The organism is Actinomadura geliboluensis (assembly GCF_043197915.1).
GTDB lineage: Bacteria > Actinomycetota > Actinomycetes > Streptosporangiales > Streptosporangiaceae > Spirillospora > Spirillospora geliboluensis.
The window spans coordinates 813863-833908 of record NZ_JBICUA010000001.1; the positions used below are offsets into that span (position 1 = coordinate 813863).

18 protein-coding genes are annotated in these 20046 nt (G+C 72.7%); 8 read left to right on the forward strand and 10 right to left on the reverse strand.

Translation table 11 applies throughout. The features are described from left to right. Positions 1-219: 219 nt before the first annotated feature. From ACGFI1_RS03820 to ACGFI1_RS03850, 7 genes are all read left to right on the forward strand, one after another. Entirely contained in the window at positions 220-1491 is a 1272-nt protein-coding gene (locus ACGFI1_RS03820; protein WP_392737396.1) for an extracellular solute-binding protein, read from the forward strand. Between the two features lie 21 nt (positions 1492-1512). Beyond that, positions 1513-2484: a carbohydrate ABC transporter permease gene (locus ACGFI1_RS03825; protein WP_138633370.1), complete on the forward strand. Its 972-nt coding sequence runs from the start codon at positions 1513-1515 to the stop codon at positions 2482-2484. Beyond that, positions 2481-3323: a carbohydrate ABC transporter permease gene (locus ACGFI1_RS03830; protein ID WP_171068821.1), complete on the forward strand. Its 843-nt coding sequence runs from the start codon at positions 2481-2483 to the stop codon at positions 3321-3323. Before ACGFI1_RS03825 ends, ACGFI1_RS03830 begins: the two co-directional genes overlap by 4 nt. Next, positions 3320-4786 (forward strand): glycoside hydrolase family 3 protein, encoded by a 1467-nt coding sequence (locus tag ACGFI1_RS03835; protein ID WP_386867089.1) that lies wholly within the window; start codon positions 3320-3322, stop codon positions 4784-4786. Before ACGFI1_RS03830 ends, ACGFI1_RS03835 begins: the two co-directional genes overlap by 4 nt. A 120-nt stretch (positions 4787-4906) precedes the next feature. Next, positions 4907-5371, forward strand: a complete 465-nt coding sequence (locus tag ACGFI1_RS03840) for an RrF2 family transcriptional regulator (protein ID WP_138633373.1) — start codon at positions 4907-4909, stop codon at positions 5369-5371. A 3-nt stretch (positions 5372-5374) separates the two neighbouring features. Beyond that, complete coding sequence (locus ACGFI1_RS03845; RefSeq protein ID WP_138633376.1) at positions 5375-6157, forward strand: DNA-formamidopyrimidine glycosylase family protein; 783 nt, start codon at positions 5375-5377, stop codon at positions 6155-6157. A gap of 170 nt (positions 6158-6327) precedes the next feature. Continuing rightward, entirely contained in the window at positions 6328-7218 is an 891-nt protein-coding gene (locus ACGFI1_RS03850; protein WP_392782631.1) for a LysR family transcriptional regulator, read from the forward strand. A 120-nt stretch (positions 7219-7338) separates the two neighbouring features. Here ACGFI1_RS03850 and ACGFI1_RS03855 read toward each other — a convergent pair whose 3' ends face one another. The 4 genes from ACGFI1_RS03855 to ACGFI1_RS03870 form a co-directional block, all read right to left on the reverse strand. Further along, positions 7339-7806 carry a Dps family protein gene (locus tag ACGFI1_RS03855; protein WP_138633382.1) on the reverse strand — a complete coding sequence of 156 codons (468 nt, stop codon included), beginning with the start codon at positions 7804-7806 and terminating at the stop codon, positions 7339-7341. A gap of 130 nt (positions 7807-7936) precedes the next feature. Continuing rightward, positions 7937-8290, reverse strand: coding sequence for a helix-turn-helix domain-containing protein (locus tag ACGFI1_RS03860; RefSeq protein WP_138633385.1), 354 nt, complete (start codon positions 8288-8290; stop codon positions 7937-7939). A 111-nt stretch (positions 8291-8401) separates the two neighbouring features. Continuing rightward, positions 8402-9697 carry a CinA family nicotinamide mononucleotide deamidase-related protein gene (locus ACGFI1_RS03865; protein ID WP_392782635.1) on the reverse strand — a complete coding sequence of 432 codons (1296 nt, stop codon included), beginning with the start codon at positions 9695-9697 and terminating at the stop codon, positions 8402-8404. Between the two features lie 487 nt (positions 9698-10184). Next, positions 10185-10697, reverse strand: coding sequence for a DUF1990 family protein (locus ACGFI1_RS03870; RefSeq protein ID WP_138633391.1), 513 nt, complete (start codon positions 10695-10697; stop codon positions 10185-10187). Between the two features lie 88 nt (positions 10698-10785). Here ACGFI1_RS03870 and ACGFI1_RS03875 point away from each other — a divergent pair, with 88 nt between their 5' ends. Then, on the forward strand, positions 10786-11571 hold the full coding sequence (locus ACGFI1_RS03875; protein ID WP_392782637.1) for an MOSC domain-containing protein: 786 nt from the start codon (positions 10786-10788) through the stop codon (positions 11569-11571). 3 nt (positions 11572-11574) lie between these two features. Here the strand turns inward: ACGFI1_RS03875 and ACGFI1_RS03880 are convergent, their stop codons facing one another. The 6 genes from ACGFI1_RS03880 to dapA all read right to left on the reverse strand — a co-directional run bounded on the left by ACGFI1_RS03880 (position 11575) and on the right by dapA (position 19954). Continuing rightward, the gene (locus ACGFI1_RS03880) at positions 11575-12165 is read right to left on the reverse strand and encodes a CDP-alcohol phosphatidyltransferase family protein (protein WP_138633397.1); all 591 of its coding nucleotides are present in this window, start codon (positions 12163-12165) and stop codon (positions 11575-11577) included. Further along, the gene (gene rimO, locus ACGFI1_RS03885) at positions 12162-13574 is read right to left on the reverse strand and encodes a 30S ribosomal protein S12 methylthiotransferase RimO (RefSeq protein WP_138633399.1); all 1413 of its coding nucleotides are present in this window, start codon (positions 13572-13574) and stop codon (positions 12162-12164) included. Before rimO ends, ACGFI1_RS03880 begins: the two co-directional genes overlap by 4 nt. Positions 13575-13652: 78 nt before the next feature. Then, positions 13653-14405, reverse strand: coding sequence for a helix-turn-helix domain-containing protein (locus tag ACGFI1_RS03890; protein ID WP_392737385.1), 753 nt, complete (start codon positions 14403-14405; stop codon positions 13653-13655). 139 nt (positions 14406-14544) lie between these two features. Then, positions 14545-17211: a DNA translocase FtsK gene (locus tag ACGFI1_RS03895; RefSeq protein ID WP_392782642.1), complete on the reverse strand. Its 2667-nt coding sequence runs from the start codon at positions 17209-17211 to the stop codon at positions 14545-14547. 122 nt (positions 17212-17333) lie between these two features. Then, positions 17334-19019 carry a ribonuclease J gene (locus tag ACGFI1_RS03900; protein WP_138633408.1) on the reverse strand — a complete coding sequence of 562 codons (1686 nt, stop codon included), beginning with the start codon at positions 19017-19019 and terminating at the stop codon, positions 17334-17336. Next, positions 19016-19954 (reverse strand): 4-hydroxy-tetrahydrodipicolinate synthase, encoded by a 939-nt coding sequence (gene dapA, locus ACGFI1_RS03905; RefSeq protein WP_138633410.1) that lies wholly within the window; start codon positions 19952-19954, stop codon positions 19016-19018. Before dapA ends, ACGFI1_RS03900 begins: the two co-directional genes overlap by 4 nt. Positions 19955-20046: the final 92 nt, after the last annotated feature.

A 20046-nucleotide genomic window follows, 5' to 3' on the forward strand; every position in this document is an offset into this window, starting at 1 on the left:
CAGTTTTGTTTAGGAAAGTTTCTTGTTAGTTTACGCCCAAGCGCCGACCGGTCCGGTACCCCGGACCGGGGGCGCGCGCAGTGCGCGGACTGGCGAGCAGGGCGCCCGCGAGCGATGCGAACGCGAGGTGGGCATGGCCAGGACCCTAAAGGGTCCGGGCCGTCTCCCTCGCACGCAGGCCATAAGGCCGCGCGAGGCGATGCCGGAAAGGAACCCCCAGTGAAGTACATCAAGGTTGCGGCCGCGGCGGCCGCGATCGCCCTGGCCGCCACGGCCTGCGGCGGCGACGGCGACAAGAAGGACGAGGCCGGCGCGGGCAAGGACCCGGCGCAGCTCAAGGTCTGGATGATGGGCGAGGGCACGCCCGAGCAGACCAAGTTCCTCGACACGGTCGAGACCGAGTTCAAGCAGAAGCACCCGAACACCGACGTCCAGATCAAGTACGTCCCCTGGCCGCAGGTCGCCACCACCTTCCAGAAGGCGGCGGCGGGCGGCGAGGGCCCGGACGTCACCGAGCTCGGCAACACCGACGTCCAGTCCCACATCGAGCAGGGCAGCCTGGCCGAGGTCACCGACGAGTTCAACGGCTGGGCCGACGGCAAGACCCTGAACAAGACGGCGCTCGAGAACGACACCTCGAACGGCAAGATCTACGCGGTGCCGTGGTACGGCGGCGTCCGCGGCGTCTGGTACCGCACCGACTGGTTCCAGGAGCTCGGCATCCAGCCGCCGAAGAGCTGGGCCGACCTGACCGCGGCGGCCAAGAAGGTGCAGGACTCCAAGAAGGTGCCCGGCATCGGCATCCCGAGCGACCAGACCAACGCGCTGCTGAGCTTCATCTGGGGCAACAACGGCGAGGTCGCGGTCAAGGAGGGGAGCGCCTGGAAGGGCCAGCTCGACCAGCCCGCGGCGGTCGAGGCGGCCAAGTTCTACGCCGGACTCGTCGCCACCGAGAAGGTCGCGCCCGAGAAGTACATCGGCAAGAACGAGCTGGAGGGCCCGCAGCGCGACTTCGCGCTCGGCAAGCTCGGCATGTACATCGACGGCAGCTGGGCGCTCAAGGAGATGAAGAAGATCTCCGAGAAGGACGCCGACAAGTGGGGCGTCTTCCCCATCCCGAGCAAGGCCGGCGGCAACGCCCCGGTCATGGCGGGCGGCTCCGACGTCGCCGTCTGGAAGGACAGCAAGGCCAAGAAGGCGGCGTTCGACTACATCACCGTCCTGAACAACGCCAAGAACGCCAAGGCGTGGGCCGACTACAGCGGCTTCTCGTCCATGCGGTCGGACGTGAAGTTCTCCGACCCCAAGCTGGAGGTCTTCACCGCGATCGCCGGCAACACCAAGTTCCCGCCGATCGGCGCCGGCTGGGCCGAGTTCGAGCAGGCCAAGAAGGTGCTGCCGAACACGGTCAAGGCGATCATGCAGGGCAAGAACGCCGACGAGGAGATGAAGAAGGCGAACGAGCAGGCCAACACGCTGCTGAACCCGTAGTCCAGGCTGATCGGAACGTCCATGCTCGACACCGCCCCCGCGGTGGGCAGGGCGCCCGGCCGGAGGTCCTCCGGCCGGGCGCGGCCCCGCCGCCGGCCCCGCCTCGGGCCCTACCTGCTGATCGCGCCGACCGTGCTCGTGATCGCCGTCCTGATGTTCTGGCCGATGATCCAGATCGGGGTCATGTCGTTCCAGAAGGTCGGCAACCGCCAACTGCGCGGCGAACCGGCCGAGCAGGTGGGGACCGAGAACTTCGACAAGATCCTCAATGACCCGTTCTTCTGGCAGACCCTCCGGCACACGGTGCTGTTCGCCGTCGTCGCGGTGAGCCTGACGCTGCTCGTCGGGACGCTCGTGGGCCTGCTGCTCAACAAGCTCGGCAAGAAGATGTCGGGCTTCGTCGCCGGCGGCGTCATGGTCGCCTGGGCGACCCCGCCGGTCACCGCCGCGATCATCTTCAGCTGGCTGTTCGGCACCACCGGCGGCCTGGTCAACTGGTGCCTGGACCTGCTGCCGGACTTCCTGGTCGGCGGCGGCTGGGCCGACCACAACTGGTTCGCCACCCCGCTGTCCACCTACACCGTGCTGACCGTCTGCGTCGTGTGGCAGGCGTGCCCGTTCGTCGCCGTGTCCGTCCTGGCCGGGCTGAAGAGCGTGCCCGGCGAGCTGTACGAGGCGGCGCGGGTGGACGGCTCCGGCCCGTGGCGGACGTTCTGGAGCATCACCTACCCGATGCTCAAGCCCATCTTCATGGTGCTGCTCGTCATGTCGATCATCTGGGACTTCAAGGTCTTCACCCAGCTGTTCATCATGTCCGGGCTGGCGAACCGCGACGCGTTCAACCTGTCGCTCTACGCCTACTCCGAGGCGTTCGGGTCGCTCAATCCGAAGCTCGGCATGGGCTCGGCGATCGCGCTCGTGCTCACGTTCATCCTGCTCATCGTCACCGCCCTGTACGTGCGGGTCATGGTCCGACAGGGAGAGACGCGATGAAGCCCTCGCTGCCGCGCAGGATCCTGCTGAACGGGACGGGGATCCTCGTCTTCCTCATCGCGGTGTTCCCGGTCTTCTGGATGGCGTCCACCGCCTTCAAGCCGAACACCGAGATCTTCAGCACGACGCCGAAGCCGCTCCCCGCCCATCCGACGCTGGACCACTTCGACCTGGTGCTGAACGGCGGCATCGCCGAGGTCTCCTTCTGGGAGTACTTCCGCAACAGCGCGGTGCTCGCTCTCATCACCGTCCTCGCGTCCGGCCTGCTCGCGCTGATGGCGGCCACCGCCGTCGCCCGGTTCCGCTTCCGGTTCCGGACGACCTTCCTGGTCATGCTGCTGGTGGTGCAGATGGTGCCGCTGGAGGCGCTGGTCATCCCGCTGTTCCTCGACCTGAAGCAGCTCGACCTGCTCAACAGCCTCGGCGGGCTCGCGCTCGTCTACATCGGCTTCGCCGTGCCGTTCGCCATCTGGATGCTGCGCGGGTTCGTCGCCGCGGTGCCGCGCGAGCTGGAGGAGGCCGCCGAGATCGACGGCGCCGGCCCGGTCCGGACCTTCTTCACGGTCCTGCTCCCGCTGGTCGCGCCCGGACTCGTGGCGACCAGCATCTTCTCGTTCATCACCGCCTGGAACGAGTTCATCTTCGCCTACACGTTCCTGGAAGACCAGGACAAGTACACCCTGCCGATCATGCTGCAGTTCTTCTTCGGCCGCAGCGGCAACGCCTGGGGGCCCATCATGGCAGCGTCCACGCTGCTCACCATTCCCGTCATCGCCTTCTTCCTGCTCGTCCAGCGCCGCATGGTGTCCGGCCTCACCGCCGGGGCGGTGAAGGGGTGACGACCGACGACATCGCGACCACGGCGGAGATCGCCCGGCTGGCGCGGGGCACGCTGCTCCCGTCCTTCCCCGGGCCGACCGCGCCGCGCTGGCTGCTGGACGAGCTGGAGGGCGGCCTCGCCGGCGTCACGCTGTTCGCCCTCACCGGCAACGTGCCGAGCCCGGAGTCGCTGGCCGCGCTCACCGCGCAGATGCGCAAGGCCGGGAACCCGTTCGTCACGATCGACGAGGAGGGCGGCGACGTCACCCGGCTGGGCGGCCACGCGACCGGCAGCCCCTACCCCGGCAACGCCGCGCTCGGCGCCGTGGACGACCCCGAGCTGACCCGCCGCGTCTACCGCTCCCTCGGCGCCGAGCTGGCCGAGGTCGGCGTGAACTTCAACTTCGCGCCGTCGGTGGACGTCAACACCGCCGACGACAACCCCGTGATCGGGACCCGCTCGTTCGGCTCCGACCCCGAGCTGGTGGCCCGGCACGCCGCCGCGGCCGTCACCGGGACGCAGGAGGCGGGCGTCGCGGCCTGCGCCAAGCACTTCCCCGGGCACGGCGCGACGGTGGACGACTCGCACCTGTCGGTGCCGCTGGTCGACGCCGACCTGGAGCTGCTGGACCGCCGCGAGCTGGTCCCGTTCCGGGCGGCGATCGCCGCCGGCACCCGGGCGGTGATGACCGGCCACCTCAACCTGCCCGCGATCACCGCGGGCACGCCCGCCACGCTGTCGCACGCCGCGATCACGGGGCTGCTCCGCGACCACCTCGGCTACGAGGGCGTGATCGTCACGGACGCGCTCGACATGGAGGGCGCGAGCGGCGCGATCGGCATCCCGGAGGCGTCCGTGCGGGCCCTCATCGCGGGCGCCGACCTGCTCTGCCTCGGCCCCAAGGAGGGCGCCGAGACCGTCGAGGCGACCCTCGCCGCGATCGACGAGGCGGTGCGGACGGGGCGGCTGCCGGTGGCGCGGCTGGCGGCGGCGGCCGAGCGCACCGCGCTGCTGCGGGACTGGCTGGCCGAGCCCGTCCCCGCCGCGGTGGACCGCGCGGCCGGCCTCGCGGCGGCGCGCCGCGCCGTGCGGGTAACGGGAGCGCTCCCAGGATGGGACGGCCCGCCGCTGGTCGTGGAGACGGAGTCGTCCGGCAACATCGCCGTCGGCCCGACTCCGTGGGGCCTGCACCCGTGGGCGCCGGACGCCGTCCGGACCGACGGCGCGGACGGGGCCGCGGACCGCGTCCTGGACCGTGCCAAGGGGCGCGGCCTGGTCGTCGTCCTGCGCGACGCGCACCGGCACGCCCGGCAGCGCGCGCTCGCCACGGCGCTGCTGACCGCCCGTCCCGACACGGTCGTGGTCGAGATGGGGCTGCCCGTCTGGCGCCCCGGATCGGCCGTCTACCTCGCCACCTACGGCGCCGCCGCGGCCAACGCCCAGGCCGCCGCGGAACTCCTCGGCCTCGCCCCGGCCGGCTGAGCCCGCGGCGCGCCCGCCGGACAAGGAGCCCGGTTCCGGCGGGCGCGCCGCGTTCCACCCGCGGGCCCGCACCACCCCCGCGGGGCCCGAGTGGTTCGTCCGACAAGGGATAATGCGTACATGCGATTGTCCGCCCGGGTCGACTACGCGCTGCGTGCCGCCGCCGAGCTGGCGGTCGCCGGGAGCCACCCGGTGACCGCGGTACAGCTCGCCGAGGCCCAGCAGATCCCGCCCAAATTCCTCGAGAACATCCTCGGCCAGCTGCGCCGGTCCGGCCTCGTCCGGAGCCAGCGCGGCCCCGAGGGCGGCTACTGGCTGGCGCGGCCCGCCGAGCGGATCTCCCTCGCCGACATCATCCGCGCCATCGACGGGCCGCTGCTCGGCGTCCGGGGCGAGCGCCCCGAGCACGTCGGGTACGAGGGGCCGGCGCGCTCCCTGCAGGAGGTGTGGATCGCGCTGCGCGCCAGCGAGCGCGCCATCCTGGAGCAGGTCACGCTCGCGCACATCGCGGCCGGGGAGCTGCCCGCCGCCGTCCAGAAGCTCACCGAGGACCCGTCCGCCTGGGAGAGCCCCTCGCTGATCTGAGCCATGCCGGAGGGCGACGTCGTCTGGTGGACGGCCCGGCGGTTGCGCGAGGCGCTCGCCGGGCGGGTGCTGACGCGCTCGGACTTCCGCGTCCCCCGGCTCGCCACGGCCGACCTGCGCGGCCGGACGGTGCTGGAGTCGGTCTCGCGGGGCAAGCACCTGCTCACCCGCGTCGAGGGCGGGCTCACCGTGCACACGCACCTGCTGATGGAGGGGCGCTGGCAGATCCGCCGCGCCGGGCCGCCGCCCCGCGACCACCGGGTCCGGCTGGTGCTGGCGAACGCGCAGTGGCAGGCGGTCGGCTACTCGCTCGGCCTGGTCGAGCTGCTGCGCACCGCCGAGGAGGACACGGCGGTCGGCCACCTCGGGCCCGACCTGCTCGACCCGTCGTGGGGCCCGGAGCCGGCCGCGGAGGCCGCGGCGCGGCTCGGCGAGCAGCCCGGCCGGGCCGTCGGCGAGGCGCTGCTCGACCAGACGCGGCTCGCCGGGATCGGCAACGTCTACAAGGCCGAGGTCCTGTTCCTGCGAGGCGTCAACCCGTGGACCCCTATACGGGACGTTCCCGACCTCCCGGCGCTCGTGGAGCTGTCTCACCGGCTCCTGGACGCCAACAAGGAGCGGCACGGCCACATCACCACCGGCGACCGGGGCCGCGGGCGGGAGCACTGGGTGTACGGGCGCGCCGGGCGCCCCTGCCGGCGCTGCGGGACGCGGATCGAGCGCGCGGAGCAGGCCGGGGAGCGGGTCACGTTCTGGTGCCCGCGCTGCCAGCCCGCCGCGGGATAGCGGGCCGGGGCGGTCCGGGCGGTCGACGCCCGCCCGGAGCCCGGGCTCCGGGCGGGTCGCCGCTTGACCGGGTCGCCGGATCCTGCGCCCGTAGGAAGATCTTCGATCGGCGACCGTTCCAAGTCAATTCTCGGGTTTCCTTATCGATCTCCCAGCTCTAGCTTTGGCACATGACCTTGGACGACCTCCGCGTGTTCACCGCCGTCTGCGCGGCCGGCAACCTCAGCGCGGTGGCGCGCGACCTGTCGTGCAGCCAGTCGGCCGTCAGCCAGCACGTGAAGCGGCTGGAGCGGGAGACCGGGCTCGTCCTGCTGGAGCGGCGTCCGCGCGGCGTGGTGCCGACCCGGGCCGGGCGCATCCTGCACCGGGCGGCGACGGACGGCCTGGCCGGGCTGGACGCCGCGCTGCGCCACCTGGACGACCTGCGCCGCGGCGTCGGCGGCACCGTCCGGGTCGCGACCGGCGCCACGACCGTCCGGCACTTCATGGCGGCGGGGGTGGCGGCGTTCCGCGCGCGGCACCCCGAGGCGGCCCTGCAGTTCGAGACGGCGGGGTCCAGCCGGCGCTGCCTGGAGGCCGTCCGCTCGCACACGGCGGACCTGGCCTGGGTGACGATCGGCCCGGCGCTGGAGGGCGTGGAGCAGCGCGCCTCCTACGAGCTGCCGTGGATGCTCGCCGTCCGCACGGGCGACCCGCTGGCGGAGCGGACGTCGATCGCGCTGGACGACCTGGCCGGGATCCGGCACATCGAACTGCCCGCGCACTCCACGTCGCGGGTCCACCTGGAGATGCACCTCGAACGGCACGGCGTCCGGCTGGCGTCCACCACGAGCGTCGCCGACTGGGACACCGCGCTGCTGCTCGCCGAACTCGGGCTGGGGCACGCGATCCTGCCCGCGCTGCCGGGCTGGGGGCGGGGCACCGGGGACGTCCGGCTGGTCCCGGTCCCGGACCTGCCGCCGCTCGCCGCCGGCTGGGCCGCGCGCAGCTGGAACGCCCTCAGCCCGCTCGCCGTCGAGTTCGCCGACACCGTCCTGGCCCATCTGCACGACGGCACGTGACGTCCGGGCGCGGAAAGGCCCCGGCACCCGCCGGGAGGGCGGGCGCCGGGGCCACAACGCGGCCGGGTCCGCTTCGCGCCGGGATCGCGGCGGCGCGACGCCGAACCGGTCGCCGCTCGGTCAGGTCTGGGCCTGGAACATCCAGTGCTGCTTCTCGAGCTCGGCGGTGATGCCGATGAGCAGGTCCTGGGTCACCTGGTCGGGCTCGTCGGTCGCGGCGATGCGCTCCCGGAACCGCCCGATGATCTGCGCAAGCGTGTCGGTCACCGCGGCGACGACCTTGTCGTCGTCCAGGTACCCGGCCTCCAGCTGCGGAAGCTGCGTGCGGTCGGCGACCGTGCGGGCGCGGCCGTCGGGGTTCACGCCGATCGCCACGGCGCGCTCGGCCACGTCGTCCTGGCCGGTGCGCGCGAGGGCGACCACCTCGTCCAGGTGCTCGTGCACGACCTTGAAGTTGCGCCCGGTCAGGTTCCAGTGCGCCTGCTTGGCCACCAGGGACAGGTCGATGAGGTCGATGAGCGAGCCCTGCAGGGCCTCCCCCACGACCTTGGCGGCCTCGTCCGAAAGCGGGCTCTTGACCCTCGCCATTATCGGGCTCCTTCCGCGTCGTTACGGTTATCCGCTACAACACGGGAAGATCCCCGGGAATGCCGCGTTCATGCGTGAGGCCGCGCACACCCGCGGCCCCGGGTCGGGCATGAACGCCGCGCGGGCCGGGTCAGGCCGCGACCATGTCGGCGCGGAACTCCCCGGTGATCTCCTCCGGCGTCTCCGGAATGCTCTCGGCCGGAATGCGCTCGTGCTCGGGCGCGCCCGCCATGACGGGCTCGTGCTGCAGCTCGGCGAGGGCGAGCTGATCCGCGACCTCCCGCAGCACGTGCGACAGCGGGACGCCCAGTGCTTTGCAGATCGAGGAGAGCAGCTCCGAGGAGGCTTCCTTCTGACCCCGCTCGACCTCGGAGAGATAGCCGAGTGACACCCGCGCCGCCGCGGACACCTCACGGAGGGTGCGTCCCTGGCGCAGCCGCAGCTGCCGCAGTACGTCACCGAGCAGCTGGCGAAGCAGGACCATCGTCTCGCTCCCTCCCTCAGTTCGGACCATCTGCCGGTTCCACCGTACCCGCCTTGACGGCGGCCATGGCAGACCGTTGATTTCGTGTTCGCTCGGAACGTAACGCTGTAATCAGTCCCGGTCTTCCCGATCTGCCTGAGCCTCCTCGCTCTCCTCCGCGGCGTCAAGCCCCAGCAGCACGCGTCTCAGCAGCTCAAGGGCGTGCACGACGGTCATCCGCCGGAGCACCGCGCGGGTCTCCGGGCCGGGGCCGGGCACGGGGAGTTTCGGACTGACCACAGTTCGCGAATCGCCGGGTCCGGCCACGCCGATATAGACCGTTCCCACCGGATGGCCGTCCTGCGGCTCGGGGCCCGCGACACCGGTCACCGCGACCCCGTAGGTCGCGCCGAGCGCGTCGCGGACGCCCGCGGCCATCGCGGCGGCGACGTCCGGGTGGACGGCCCCGTGCTCGGCGAGCAGCTCCGCCGGGACGCCGAGCAGCCGGTGCTTGGTCTCCGTCGCGTACGTCACCATGCCGCCCGCGAAGGTGGCGGACGAGCCCGGCATCGCGGTCAGCTCCGCGCCGATGAGCCCGCCGGTCAGCGACTCCGCGGCGGCGACGGTGGCGCCGCGCTCGGCGAGCAGCCGGTGGACGACCCGGTCCAGCGTCTCGTCCTCGGCGCCGTAGACCGCCGTGCCGAGGAGCGCGCGGACGCGGGCCTCCACGTCCGCGAGCCGGCGGGCGGCGTCCGAGCCGGCCACGGTGATCCGGATCTTCACCTCGGCCGGGTCCGGCAGGTACGCCAGGCGCACCCCGTCCATCGCCTCGACCTCGGCGAGCCGCGTCGCGACGACCGACTCCCACAGCCGGGCCGTGCGCAGCGTGCGGCGCGCGACGGCGGGCAGGCCCGCGATCCGGGCGAGCTCCGGCAGCACGGTCTCGTCCATGATCGTGTGCATCTCGAACGGGACGCCGGGCAGCGCGTAGACGACCCCGCCGGGCAGCTCGACGCGCAGGCCGGGCGCCGAGCCCGCCGAGTTGGCGAGCACCCCCGCCCCCTTCGGGACGTCGGCCATCCGCAGCGCCATCGGGCGCAGCTCGCGGCCGGCGCGGGCGCTCCGCTCGCGCAGCCGCGCCTCCAGGTCGGGGTCGCGGACGAGCGGCACCCCGGCCGCCGCGGCGAGCGCGTCCCGGGTGAGGTCGTCGTAGGTGGGGCCGAGACCGCCGGTGGTGATCACCGCGTCGGCCCGGCCGAGCGCCGCCTCGACCGCCGCGACGATCACCTCGAGCTCGTCGCCGACGACGACGCTGCGGGTCACCTCGACGCCGTGGTCGGCCAGCCGCCGGCCCAGCCACGCCGCGTTGCCGTTGACCGTGTCGCCGAGGAGCAGCTCGTCCCCGACGGTGAGCAGTTCGACTCGCATTGGCGCTCCCGTCCTCGCCGCCGGCCGCCCGATCGCGGCCGCGGGCGAGTCGAATCTACCGGCGCGGGCCCGGCGGGGTCGCGGCCCGGGGCGGGTCCGCGACGACCCCGGTGCGCCACCGGTTCACCGTGAAAAACGGCCGAATGAGGACGCAAGCGACATAGCCCCGTTCAACCGCCGCAACCCGCTTATCCCTTTTCCGTCGCGCCGCGAAAGGAACCGCCGCGCTTTGGCCGCCCGGACGCGACCCCCGCGTCACTGCGCGCGGCCGGGACGGGCACCCGGGCGCGCATCGTCGCCGCACGTCAAGGCCCCGGCCGGCCCGACAAAACCGGGACGCGCAGGTCACATTGTGAGTCAAAACTCATTTGATCGATTCGTCCCGCCGGGCGCGGGCAGGGATAATCGCATTGCGTGGCGCCCGCGCGACCGGGGCCGCGGGACCACGACCGGGGTGGGCGTGGCCTCGCGGCCCCACGCGCGGGCGTCACGGCCGCGACAGGCGGCGCAGCACGGCACCGCAGCGGCGGACGTACATCCGCTGGAACACCCGCACGAGCGGGCCCGCCAGCCGCGCCGGGGCCGTCGCGGCGCGGCTGAACAGGGTGACCGTCAGCCACACGTCGTCCTCCTCGTCCCGGTGCACGACGAACGACTCCTCCCCCGACAGCGGATGGCCCGGCAGCGTCCCGTACGCCCAGCCCGCGTAGCGCTCCTCCTCCCGCGTCCACACGATCCGGCACGGCGCGGCCACCCGCAGCGGGCCGACGCCGAGCCGGACGACGACGCTCACCCCGGGCGCCGCGCGCCCGGCGGAGGCGTCCACCCGGGCGGGGAGCGCCCGGTGCATCCAGAACTCCATGACCGCGTCCGCCGCGTTCTGGAACGCCGCCGCGCCGTGCCCGACCGGCACGCGCTCGCGCAGGTGCCGGTACCCCGCCGGCCGTTCCGCGTCCCGCGTCGCGCCCACCTCGGCGTACGTGAAGTCCCCTGCGGTCACGGCCCCTCGCTCCCAAGCTGACGAATCGCCGTCAAGTATCGCCGTTCCCCCTGTCCGCCGCGGGCGCGGGGCACGTACCGTCCCGAACATGATCGCCATCGTGGCCGCACTGAACGTCTTCCCCGTCAAGAGCGCCGGCGGCGTCGCGCTCGCCGAGGCCGAGCTGACGCCGAACGGGCTGCGGCACGACCGCGAGTTCATGCTCGTCCGCCCGGACGGGCGGCACCTCTCGCAGCGCGAGATCCCCGGACTCGCCCTGCTCCGGCCCGACTTCGACGGCGTCAAGCTCACCGTCTCCACCCCGCTCGCGGACATGCCGCTGGTGTGCGAAGCGGTGAACGGCCCGGCGCTCGACGTCACCGTCCACAAGCGCCCCTGCCAGGGCGTCGACCAAGGCGACGACGCGGCCCGCTGGTTCTCGGCCGCGCTCGGCACCCCGTGCCGCCTCGTCCGGTTCACCGGCACGCGGCCCACCCTGACCGGCGACGGCACGCTCACCTTCGCCGACGGCTACCCGGTCTCCGTCCTGTCCGCCGAGTCGCTGGACGACCTCAACCGGCGGGTCGAGGACCCGCTGCCGATGGCCCGGTTCCGGCCCAACATCGTCCTGCGCGGCCTCGGCCCGTACGGAGAGGACGCCGCCACCCGGCTGCGCGGCGGCACGGCCGAGATCGAGCTGGTCCGGCCGACGGGCCGCTGCGTGATCGTCAACACCGACCAGGAGACGGCCCGCCGCGCGCCCGGACCGCTCCGCGCGCTCGCCCGCTACCGCACCGCCCGGTTCGACGGCGCCCGCGAGATCATGTTCGGCCGCCTCGGCGTCCCCCGCGCCACGGGCGTCCTGCGCGTCGGCGACGAACTGACGGTCTCCTAGCGGTCAGGACGCCGCGGGCGCGCGGCGCAGCCGCCACGCCCGGACGAGGTAGTCGACACCGGTCACCACCGTGACCGCGAGGGCGGCGCCCATCGTCAGCCACCGCACGTAGTCGAGCGGGCCGGGCAGGATGTAGAAGCCGATGGCGATGACCTGCAGCATCGTCTTCAGCTTCCCGCCCTTGCTGGCCGGGATCACACCGTGCCGGATCACGACGAAGCGCAGCACCGTGATGCCGATCTCGCGGACCATGATGACGGCCGTCACCCACCACCACAGCTCCCCCATCGCCGACAGGCTGACCAGCGCGGCGCCGGTGAGCGCCTTGTCGGCGATCGGGTCGGCGATCTTGCCGAAGTCGGTGACCAGGCCGCGGGCCCGCGCGATGTCGCCGTCGATCTTGTCGGTGATCGAGGCGGCGGCGAACACCGCGAACGCGGCGAGCCGCCAGCCGGTGCCGTCCAGGAACAGCAGCCACACGAACAGCGGGACGAGCGCGATCCGGACCATCGTCAGCGCGTTGGCGATGTTCCAGACGCCCGCCTGCGGCGGGTCGGGCGCGCCCGCGACCGGTTCCGTGGCGCCGGCGGTCATGCGATGTCCGCGATCAGGTCCACGCCGTCGCTGCCGATGACGCGCGCCTCCACGATCTCGCCCAGCGCGAGGCCGTCGCCGCGCACGAGGACCGTCCCGTCCACCTCCGGCGCCTGGTGCTCGGCGCGGCCCTCGAACCCGCCGCCGTCGGCCTTCTCCTCCAGCAGGACGCGGACCGTGGAGCCGATCCGGTCCTCGGCGCGCTGGGACGTCAGCTCCTCGGCCAGCTCCGACAGCTCCTCGACGCGGCGGGCGACCTCGTCCGGGTCGAGCTTGCCGTCGAGGTCCGCGGCCTCCGTGCCGTCCTCGTCGGAGTAGCCGAACACGCCGACCGCGTCCAGCCGCGCGGCGGACAGGAACTCCGCCAGCTCCTCGAAGTCGTCCTCGGTCTCGCCGGGGAAGCCGACGATGAAGTTGGACCGCACGCCCGCCTCCGGGGCCAGCTCGCGGATCTGGCCGAGCAGCCCGAGGAACCGCTCCCGGTCGCCGAACCGCCGCATGGACCGCAGCACCGGGCCGCTCGCGTGCTGGAACGACATGTCGAAGTAGGGCGCGACGCCCGGCGTGCCGCAGATCGCCTCGATGAGCCCCGGGCGGGTCTCGGCGGGCTGCAGGTAGCTGACCCGGACCCGCTCGATCCCGTCCACGGCGGCGAGGCCGGGCAGCAGCTTCTCCAGCGCGCGCAGGTCGCCGAGGTCCTTGCCGTAGGACGTCGAGTTCTCGCTGACGAGGACCAGCTCGCGGACGCCGTGCCCGGCGAGCCAGCGCGCCTCCTCCAGCACCTCCGCCGGCGGCCGCGACACGTACGCGCCGCGGAACGCGGGGATCGCGCAGAACGTGCAGCGCCGGTCGCAGCCGGACGCCAGCTTCAGCGGCGCCACCGGGCCGCCGCCGAGCCGCCGCCGCAGCACCCGCGGGCCGGACGCGGGCGCCACCCCGGCCGGCAGGTCCGCCGGCGCGCCGTGCCCCGGGACCGCCACCGCGGACGCCGACCGCTCCACCGGGCTGATCGGCAGCAGCGTGCGGCGGTCGCGCGGGGTGTGCGCGTCGCGCCGGCGGCCCGCCATGACGTCGTCGAGCCGCTCCCCGATGCCGGCGTAGTCGTCGAACCCGAGGACGGCGTCGGCCTCCGGCAGGGCCTCCGCCAGCTCCCTGCCGTACCGCTCGGCCATGCACCCGGCCGCGACGACCTTGGCGCCGGAGTCGTGCGCGGCCAGCAGCGTGTCGATGGAGTCCTTCTTGGCGGCCTCGATGAACCCGCAGGTGTTGACGACGACCACGTCCGCGCCGTCGGCGCCCTCGGTCAGGTCCCAGCCCGCGTCCTCGATGCGCGCGGCGAGCTCCTCGGAATCGACCTCGTTGCGGGCGCAGCCGAGCGTGATGAGCGAGACCTTGCGGCGAGTGGACATGCCCCTAAAGGTAATGGGCCGGGGCGACTTCGCGCGCCAGCGGGGTCGGGGCGCGCCGCCGCGTCCGCGCACCCGCGCTCAGGCGTGCTCGGGGTCGTTGCGGTCGAAGCTGAGCCGCTGCACGCCCTTGCCCTTACCCGGCGAGCCGATGTCCTTGCCGTTGACGGTCAGGTTGACGCTGCCGCCGACGCCGACCACCAGCTTGACCTTCTTCTTGGCGGTGAAGTCCTTCTCGTCGCCCTTGTGCAGGGTGCCGATGAAGAGCGTCTCGCCCTTGTCGCCGATGACGTTCAGCCAGGTCGTGCGCTTGGCCTGGACGCGCACGTCGACCTTGGTGCGCGGCGCCTCCGCGACCGGCGCGCCGCTCTTCGGCGGTGCGGACGACGGGGCGTGCGCGGACGGCGCCGGCGTCCCGGCGACCTGCCGGGCGGTGCGCTCCTCGCCGCCGCCGCGGTGCCCGACCACCTGCACGACGCCGTAGATGACGACGAGGGCGAGCGCGAGCGCCATCGCGGCGCTCCAGTTCGGCGCCTTGCGCTCGCGGAACGCCACGGGCTGCTCCGGCTCGAACGCCGAGATCGCCGACACCGGCTGCGGGGCGCCGCCGTGCGCGGCGTCGAACTCGGCGACGAGCGGCTCGGGGTCGATGCCGATGACCCGCGAGATGCTGCGGATGTGGCCGCGGGCGTAGAAGTTGCCGCCGCACAGCGAGAAGTCGTCGGCCTCCATGCCGCGGATCACGGTCTCCCGGATCCGGGTCTGGAGACTGACCTGTGTCACCGAGAGACCGGCCCGCTGACGCTCCTCCGCCAAGGTCTCACCGATGCTCACCTCGGGCCTCCTTCGGGGGCGCTCGCGGCCGATCTTCCGGGACACCAGTCTAGGAACGGCCATGCCCGATCGGCGACAGCCGACACGTTCGAAACAGGGCAAGATTTCGCATCATTCCGCAATGCCCCGTCCTCTCCGGTCAGCCGCCGCCGCGCAGTTCCGCGAGCACGCCGGGGAGATCGTCCGGCTTGGCCAGCACGTCCCGCGCCTTGGATCCCTCACTCGGCCCCACGATGTCGCGGCTCTCCATCAGGTCCATCAGCCGGCCGGCCTTGGCGAAGCCGACGCGGAGCTTGCGCTGGAGCATCGACGTCGACCCGAACTGGGTCGACACGACCAGCTCGATCGCCTGGACGAGCAGGTCCATGTCGTCGCCGATCTCCTCGTCGATCTCCTTCTTCGGCTTGTTCGCCTCAGCGACGTCCTCCCGGTAGTTCGCCTCCATCTGCCCCTTGCAGTGGTCGACGATCCCGTGGATCTCCTTCTCCGCGACGTAGGCGTTCTGCAGGCGCATGGGCTTGCTCGCGCCCATCGGCAGGAACAGCGCGTCGCCCTGCCCGACGAGCTTCTCCGCGCCCGGCTGGTCGAGGATGACGCGGCTGTCGGACAGCGAGGACGTCGCGAACGCCAGCCGGGACGGCACGTTGGCCTTGATGAGCCCGGTGACGACGTCCACCGACGGCCGCTGGGTCGCGAGCACCAGGTGGATGCCGGCGGCGCGCGCGAGCTGGGTGATGCGGACGACCGAGTCCTCGACGTCGCGGGGCGCGACCATCATCAGGTCGGCCAGCTCGTCCACGATCACGAGCATGTACGGGTACGGGGTGTAGACGCGCTCGCTGCCGGGCGGCGGCTTGAGCTTGCCCGCCTTGACCGCCTTGTTGAAGTCGTCGATGTGCCGGTACCCGGACGCGGCCAGGTCGTCGTAGCGGCGGTCCATCTCGCCGACGACCCATTCGAGGGCCTCGGCGGCCTTCTTCGGGTTGGTGATGATCGGCGTGATCAGGTGCGGGATGCCCTGGTACATCGTCAGCTCGACCCGCTTGGGGTCGACGAGGATCATCCGCACCTCGTCGGGCGTGGCGCGCATCAGGATCGAGGTGATGAGCCCGTTGATGCACGTCGACTTGCCCGCGCCGGTGGCGCCCGCGATGAGGATGTGCGGCATCTTCGCCAGGTTCGCCACGACCGTGCGGCCCTCGACGTCCTTGCCGAGCCCGACGATCATCGGGTGGTGCTCGTTGGTCGCGGCGGGCGAGCGCAGCACGTCGCCGAGGCTGACGATGTCCTTGTCGGTGTTGGGGATCTCCACCCCGATCGCCGACTTGCCGGGGATCGGGGAGATGATCCGCACGTCGGCGCTCTTCACCGCGTAGGCGATGTTCTTGGTCAGCGCGGTGACCTTCTCGACCTTCACCGCCGGGCCCAGCTCGATCTCGTACCGGGTGATCGTCGGGCCCCGGGTGAACCCGGTGACCTGCGCGTCGATGTCGAACTGCTCCAGCACGCCGGTCAGCGCGTTCACGACCGTGTCGTTGGCCTTCGTCCGCGGCTTGGACACGCTGCCGGGCCGCAGCGCCGACGGGTCGGGCAGCACGTAGATCTCGCCGGACGACGAGAGCGGCAGCTGCTCGGACCGGCGCGGCGCGGGCGTCGGGTCGGGCACCTCGTGGGGCGCGTCCGCGGTCGCGGCGGGGTCGGCGGCATGCTCGTCGGCGGTCTCGTCCGCCGCCCCGTCCATCGCCCCGTCCATGACCTCGTCGTCGAGGGGCGGCGCGGGCGGCGGGACGTCGGCGCCGAACGGGTCGGGCTCGAACAGCTCGTCGGCGAGGTCGCGGCGCGGCCGGGCGGCCTTCTTCGGCTCGTCCTCCAGCAGCGGCGTGTCGTAGGGCCGGGAGTGCTCGCCGACCTCCAGCTCGCCGTCGCCGTCCTCGGTCTCGGGCTTCTTCTTGCGGCGCCGCTTCTTCGGCGCCTCCGCGTCCTCGCCCGCGGTCTCGGACGGGTGCTCCGGGCGGCCCTGCAGCGTCGCCATCGCCCACAGGTCGGCGACCCGCTCGGGGACCTTCGCGATCGGCGTCGCGGTGACGACCAGCAGCCCGAACCCGGACAGGAGCAGCAGCAGCGGCACGGCCACCCAGCCGCTGAGCGCCGCGTCCAGCGGCGCCGACACCAGCCAGCCGACGACGCCGCCGGACTCGCGGACGCCGGCCATGTCGTCCGCCGGGGACGGGACCCCGGCGGCGATGTGCAGGATGCCGAGCACGCCGACGCCGAGCGCGGTGATGCCGATGACGACGCGGCCGGTGTCCTCGTGCTGCTCGGGGTGGCGCAGCGTCCGCCACGCCAGCAGCGCCAGCAGGACGGGCAGCGCCATCGCCAGGATGCCGATCCCGCCGCGCACGACCTTCTCCAGCGCGATCGTGACGACGCCGTCCGGCCGGAACCAGGTCACCGAGGCCAGCACGATCGAGGAGCCGAGCAGCGCCAGCCCGAGGCCGTCGCGCCGGTGCTCGGGGTCGAGGTTGCGGGCCCCGTGCCCGTAGGCGCGGAAGACCGAGCCGACCGCGACGGCGGCGAGCAGGTACAGCTTGAACAGCAGCTTGAAGAACCCGAGGACGGCCTGGGAGATCGGATCGGGCTTCTGCGGGGGGCGCCCCCGCGCCGAGCCGCGGCCGCTCTTGGCGGTGCCGCCCTTGGCGGCGCCGCTCGTTCGCTTCCGGGGGGTCGAACCTGCGGGCTTGCGAGCCGCACTGCCCCCCGTGCGCGAGGAGGAGGTCTTCGCGCCCCCGGACGCACGTGTGGCCATGGTTATGAGAGTAACCAAGGACCCTCGGGGTTCCCGGGATGGCGCGGGGGCGTGTTGGGAATCGGACGGCCGCGGGGCTCCCCGCCCGGAGGCGGTGCCCCGCGGCCGTCCGCCGCGGTCCGCTAGACCTCCACGACCACCGGGACGATCATCGGGCGGCGGCGGTAGTTGTCGCTCACCCACTTGCCGACGGTGCGCCGGATGAGCTGGCTCATCTGGTGCAGGTCGTTGACCCCGTCGCCGGCGGCGTCCCGCAGCACGCCCTCGATCCGCTCGATGATCTCGTCGAAGTCCTCGTTGACGATGCCGGCGCCGCGGGCGTGCACCTCCGGCCCGGCGACGATCTTGCCGGACGTCGAGTCGATGCCGACGACGATGGAGACGAACCCCTCCTCGCCGAGGATGCGCCGGTCCTTCAGCGAGGTCTCGGTGATCTCGCCGACCGACAGGCCGTCCACGTACACGTACCCGGCGGGGACGGCGCCGACGATCTTGGCGCGCCCGTCCACCAGGTCGACGACGACGCCGTCCTCGGCGATGACGACGCCCTCCTCCGGGACGCCGGTGAGCGCGGCCAGCTTGGCGTGCGCGCGCAGGTGCCGCCACTCGCCGTGGATCGGGACGAAGTTGGCGGGCTTCGTCACGTTCAGCACGTACAGCAGCTCCCCGGCGGAGGCGTGCCCGGACACGTGCACGAGCGCGTTGCCCTTGTGCACGACGCGGGCGCCCCAGCGGGTGAGGCCGTTGATGACGCGGTTGACCGCGTTCTCGTTGCCGGGGATCAGCGAGGACGCCAGCATGACGGTGTCGCCCTCGGTGATGCGGATCGAGTGGTCGCGGTTCGCCATCCGCGACAGCGCCGACATCGGCTCGCCCTGCGACCCGGTGCACACCAGCACCAGCCGGTCGGCGGGGATGTCGTCCAGGTCCCGCTGCTCGACCATGATGCCGTCGGGCACGTTGAGGTAGCCGAGCTCGCGCGCGACGCCCATGTTGCGGACCATGGACCGGCCGATGAAGCAGACCTTGCGGCCGTTGGCGACGGCGGCGTCCAGGACCTGCTGCACGCGGTGGATGTGGGAGGCGAAGCAGGCGACGATGAGCCGCTCCTTCGCGGTGCGGAACACCTCGTCCACGACCGGGCCGATGTTGCGCTCGCTGGTGACGAACCCGGGCACCTCGGCGTTGGTCGAGTCGGCCATCAGCAGGTCGACGCCCTCGGCGCCGAGCCGGGCGAAGCCGGGCAGGTCGGTGAGCCGGCCGTCCAGCGGGAGCTGGTCCATCTTGAAGTCGCCGGTGTGCAGGACGAGCCCGGCGGGGGTGCGGACGGCCACGGCGAGCGCGTCCGGGATGGAGTGGTTGACGGCGAGGAACTCGCAGTCGAACGGCCCGAAGACGCGGCGCTCGCCCTCCACGACCACGTCGGTGACCGGTTTGATGCGGTGCTCGGTGAGCTTGGCCTCCAGCAGCGCGAGCGTGAGCTTGGAGCCGACGAGGGGGATGTCGCGGCGTTCGCGCAGCAGGTAGGGGACGGCGCCGATGTGGTCTTCGTGGCCGTGCGTGAGGACGACCGCCTCGACGTCGTCGAGGCGGTCCCTGATGTATTCGAAGTCGGGCAGGATCAGGTCGACGCCGGGCTGCTCGGTCTCGGGGAACAGCACGCCGCAGTCGACGATGAGCAGGCGTCCGCCGTACTCGAACACCGTCATGTTGCGGCCGATCTCCCCCAGCCCGCCGAGCGCGACGATGCGCAGCCCGCCCTCGGGCGGCGCGGGCGGGTCCGACAGCTCCGGGTGAGGATGACTCACCGGGCGACCTCCGGCATGGCGACCTCAGGCACTTTGACTCCCCCTATCGTGAGGTCTTCTCGCAGGCGCGCCGCGAACTCCGGCGTAGCCTCCACCAGCGGCGCGCGGAGCGCGCCGCCTCCGGGAAGGCCGAGCAGGTTCAGCGCTGCCTTGACGGCGATGGCGCCCTGCGTTCGGGTCATGATGGCGGTGACCACGGGCAGCAGCCGCCGGTGGATCTCCAGCGCCCGCCCGTGCTCACCGGCGCGGTATGCGTCGATCATCTCATGGAGTTCGACGCCGACGACATGTCCGACCACGCTGACGAACCCCGCCGCGCCGACCGAGAGCCAGGGCAGGTTGAGGTTGTCGTCGCCGGAGTACCAGACCAGGTCGGTCGCGGCCATCACCCGCGACGCGCCGAACAGGTCGCCCTTGGCGTCCTTGACGGCGATGATCCGCGGGTGGTCGGCGAGCTGGACGAGCGTGTCGTTCTCGATCGGCACCCCGGCGCGCCCCGGGATGTCGTACAGCATGCAGGGCAGGCCCGTCGCGTCGGCCACGGCGGTGAAGTGGCGGACGAGGCCCTCCTGCGGGGGCTTGTTGTAGTAGGGCGTGACCACGAGCAGCCCGTGCGCGCCGGCGGCCTCGGCCTGCCGGGCGAGTTTCAGGGTGTGCTCGGTGTGGTTCGTCCCGGCACCGGCGACGATCACGGCGCGGTCGCCGACCGCCTCGATGACCGCGCGCAGAAGCTTGCTCTTCTCGTCGTCGCTCGTCGTGGGCGACTCGCCCGTCGTCCCGTTGACGACGAGGCCGTCGTGGCGCCGCTCGTCGACCAGGTGGGTCGCGAGGCGCGCGGCGCCGTCGTAGTCGACGCCGCCGTCGGGCAGGAACGGGGTGACCATGGCGGTCAGCATCCGTCCAAACGGAGCGTCAGTCGTTGTGCTGGGTGCCATGCAACGAACGGTACCGTTCCGGCCGTTCCTCTTGGACCCGCAGGTCGTACATAACGTCGCCCGAAAAAGGGAGAAGCCGCCGCCACACGCTC

Bases quoted from the DNA above. Each gene is read 5' to 3' on its own strand.
- ACGFI1_RS03825 (WP_138633370.1), top strand. From the start codon at position 1,513: ATGCTCGACACCGCCCCCGCGGTGGGCAGGGCGCCCGGCCGGAGGTCC.
- ACGFI1_RS03830 (WP_171068821.1), top strand. From the start codon at position 2,481: ATGAAGCCCTCGCTGCCGCGCAGGATCCTGCTGAACGGGACGGGGATC.
- ACGFI1_RS03840 (WP_138633373.1), top strand. From the start codon at position 4,907: ATGCGATTGTCCGCCCGGGTCGACTACGCGCTGCGTGCCGCCGCCGAG.
- ACGFI1_RS03845 (WP_138633376.1), top strand. From the start codon at position 5,375: ATGCCGGAGGGCGACGTCGTCTGGTGGACGGCCCGGCGGTTGCGCGAG.
- ACGFI1_RS03850 (WP_392782631.1), top strand. From the start codon at position 6,328: ATGACCTTGGACGACCTCCGCGTGTTCACCGCCGTCTGCGCGGCCGGC.
- ACGFI1_RS03855 (WP_138633382.1), bottom strand. From the start codon at position 7,806: ATGGCGAGGGTCAAGAGCCCGCTTTCGGACGAGGCCGCCAAGGTCGTG.
- ACGFI1_RS03860 (WP_138633385.1), bottom strand. From the start codon at position 8,290: ATGGTCCTGCTTCGCCAGCTGCTCGGTGACGTACTGCGGCAGCTGCGG.
- ACGFI1_RS03865 (WP_392782635.1), bottom strand. From the start codon at position 9,697: ATGCGAGTCGAACTGCTCACCGTCGGGGACGAGCTGCTCCTCGGCGAC.
- ACGFI1_RS03875 (WP_392782637.1), top strand. From the start codon at position 10,786: ATGATCGCCATCGTGGCCGCACTGAACGTCTTCCCCGTCAAGAGCGCC.
- ACGFI1_RS03880 (WP_138633397.1), bottom strand. From the start codon at position 12,165: ATGACCGCCGGCGCCACGGAACCGGTCGCGGGCGCGCCCGACCCGCCG.
- rimO (WP_138633399.1), bottom strand. From the start codon at position 13,574: ATGTCCACTCGCCGCAAGGTCTCGCTCATCACGCTCGGCTGCGCCCGC.
- ACGFI1_RS03895 (WP_392782642.1), bottom strand. From the start codon at position 17,211: ATGGCCACACGTGCGTCCGGGGGCGCGAAGACCTCCTCCTCGCGCACG.
- dapA (WP_138633410.1), bottom strand. From the start codon at position 19,954: ATGGCACCCAGCACAACGACTGACGCTCCGTTTGGACGGATGCTGACC.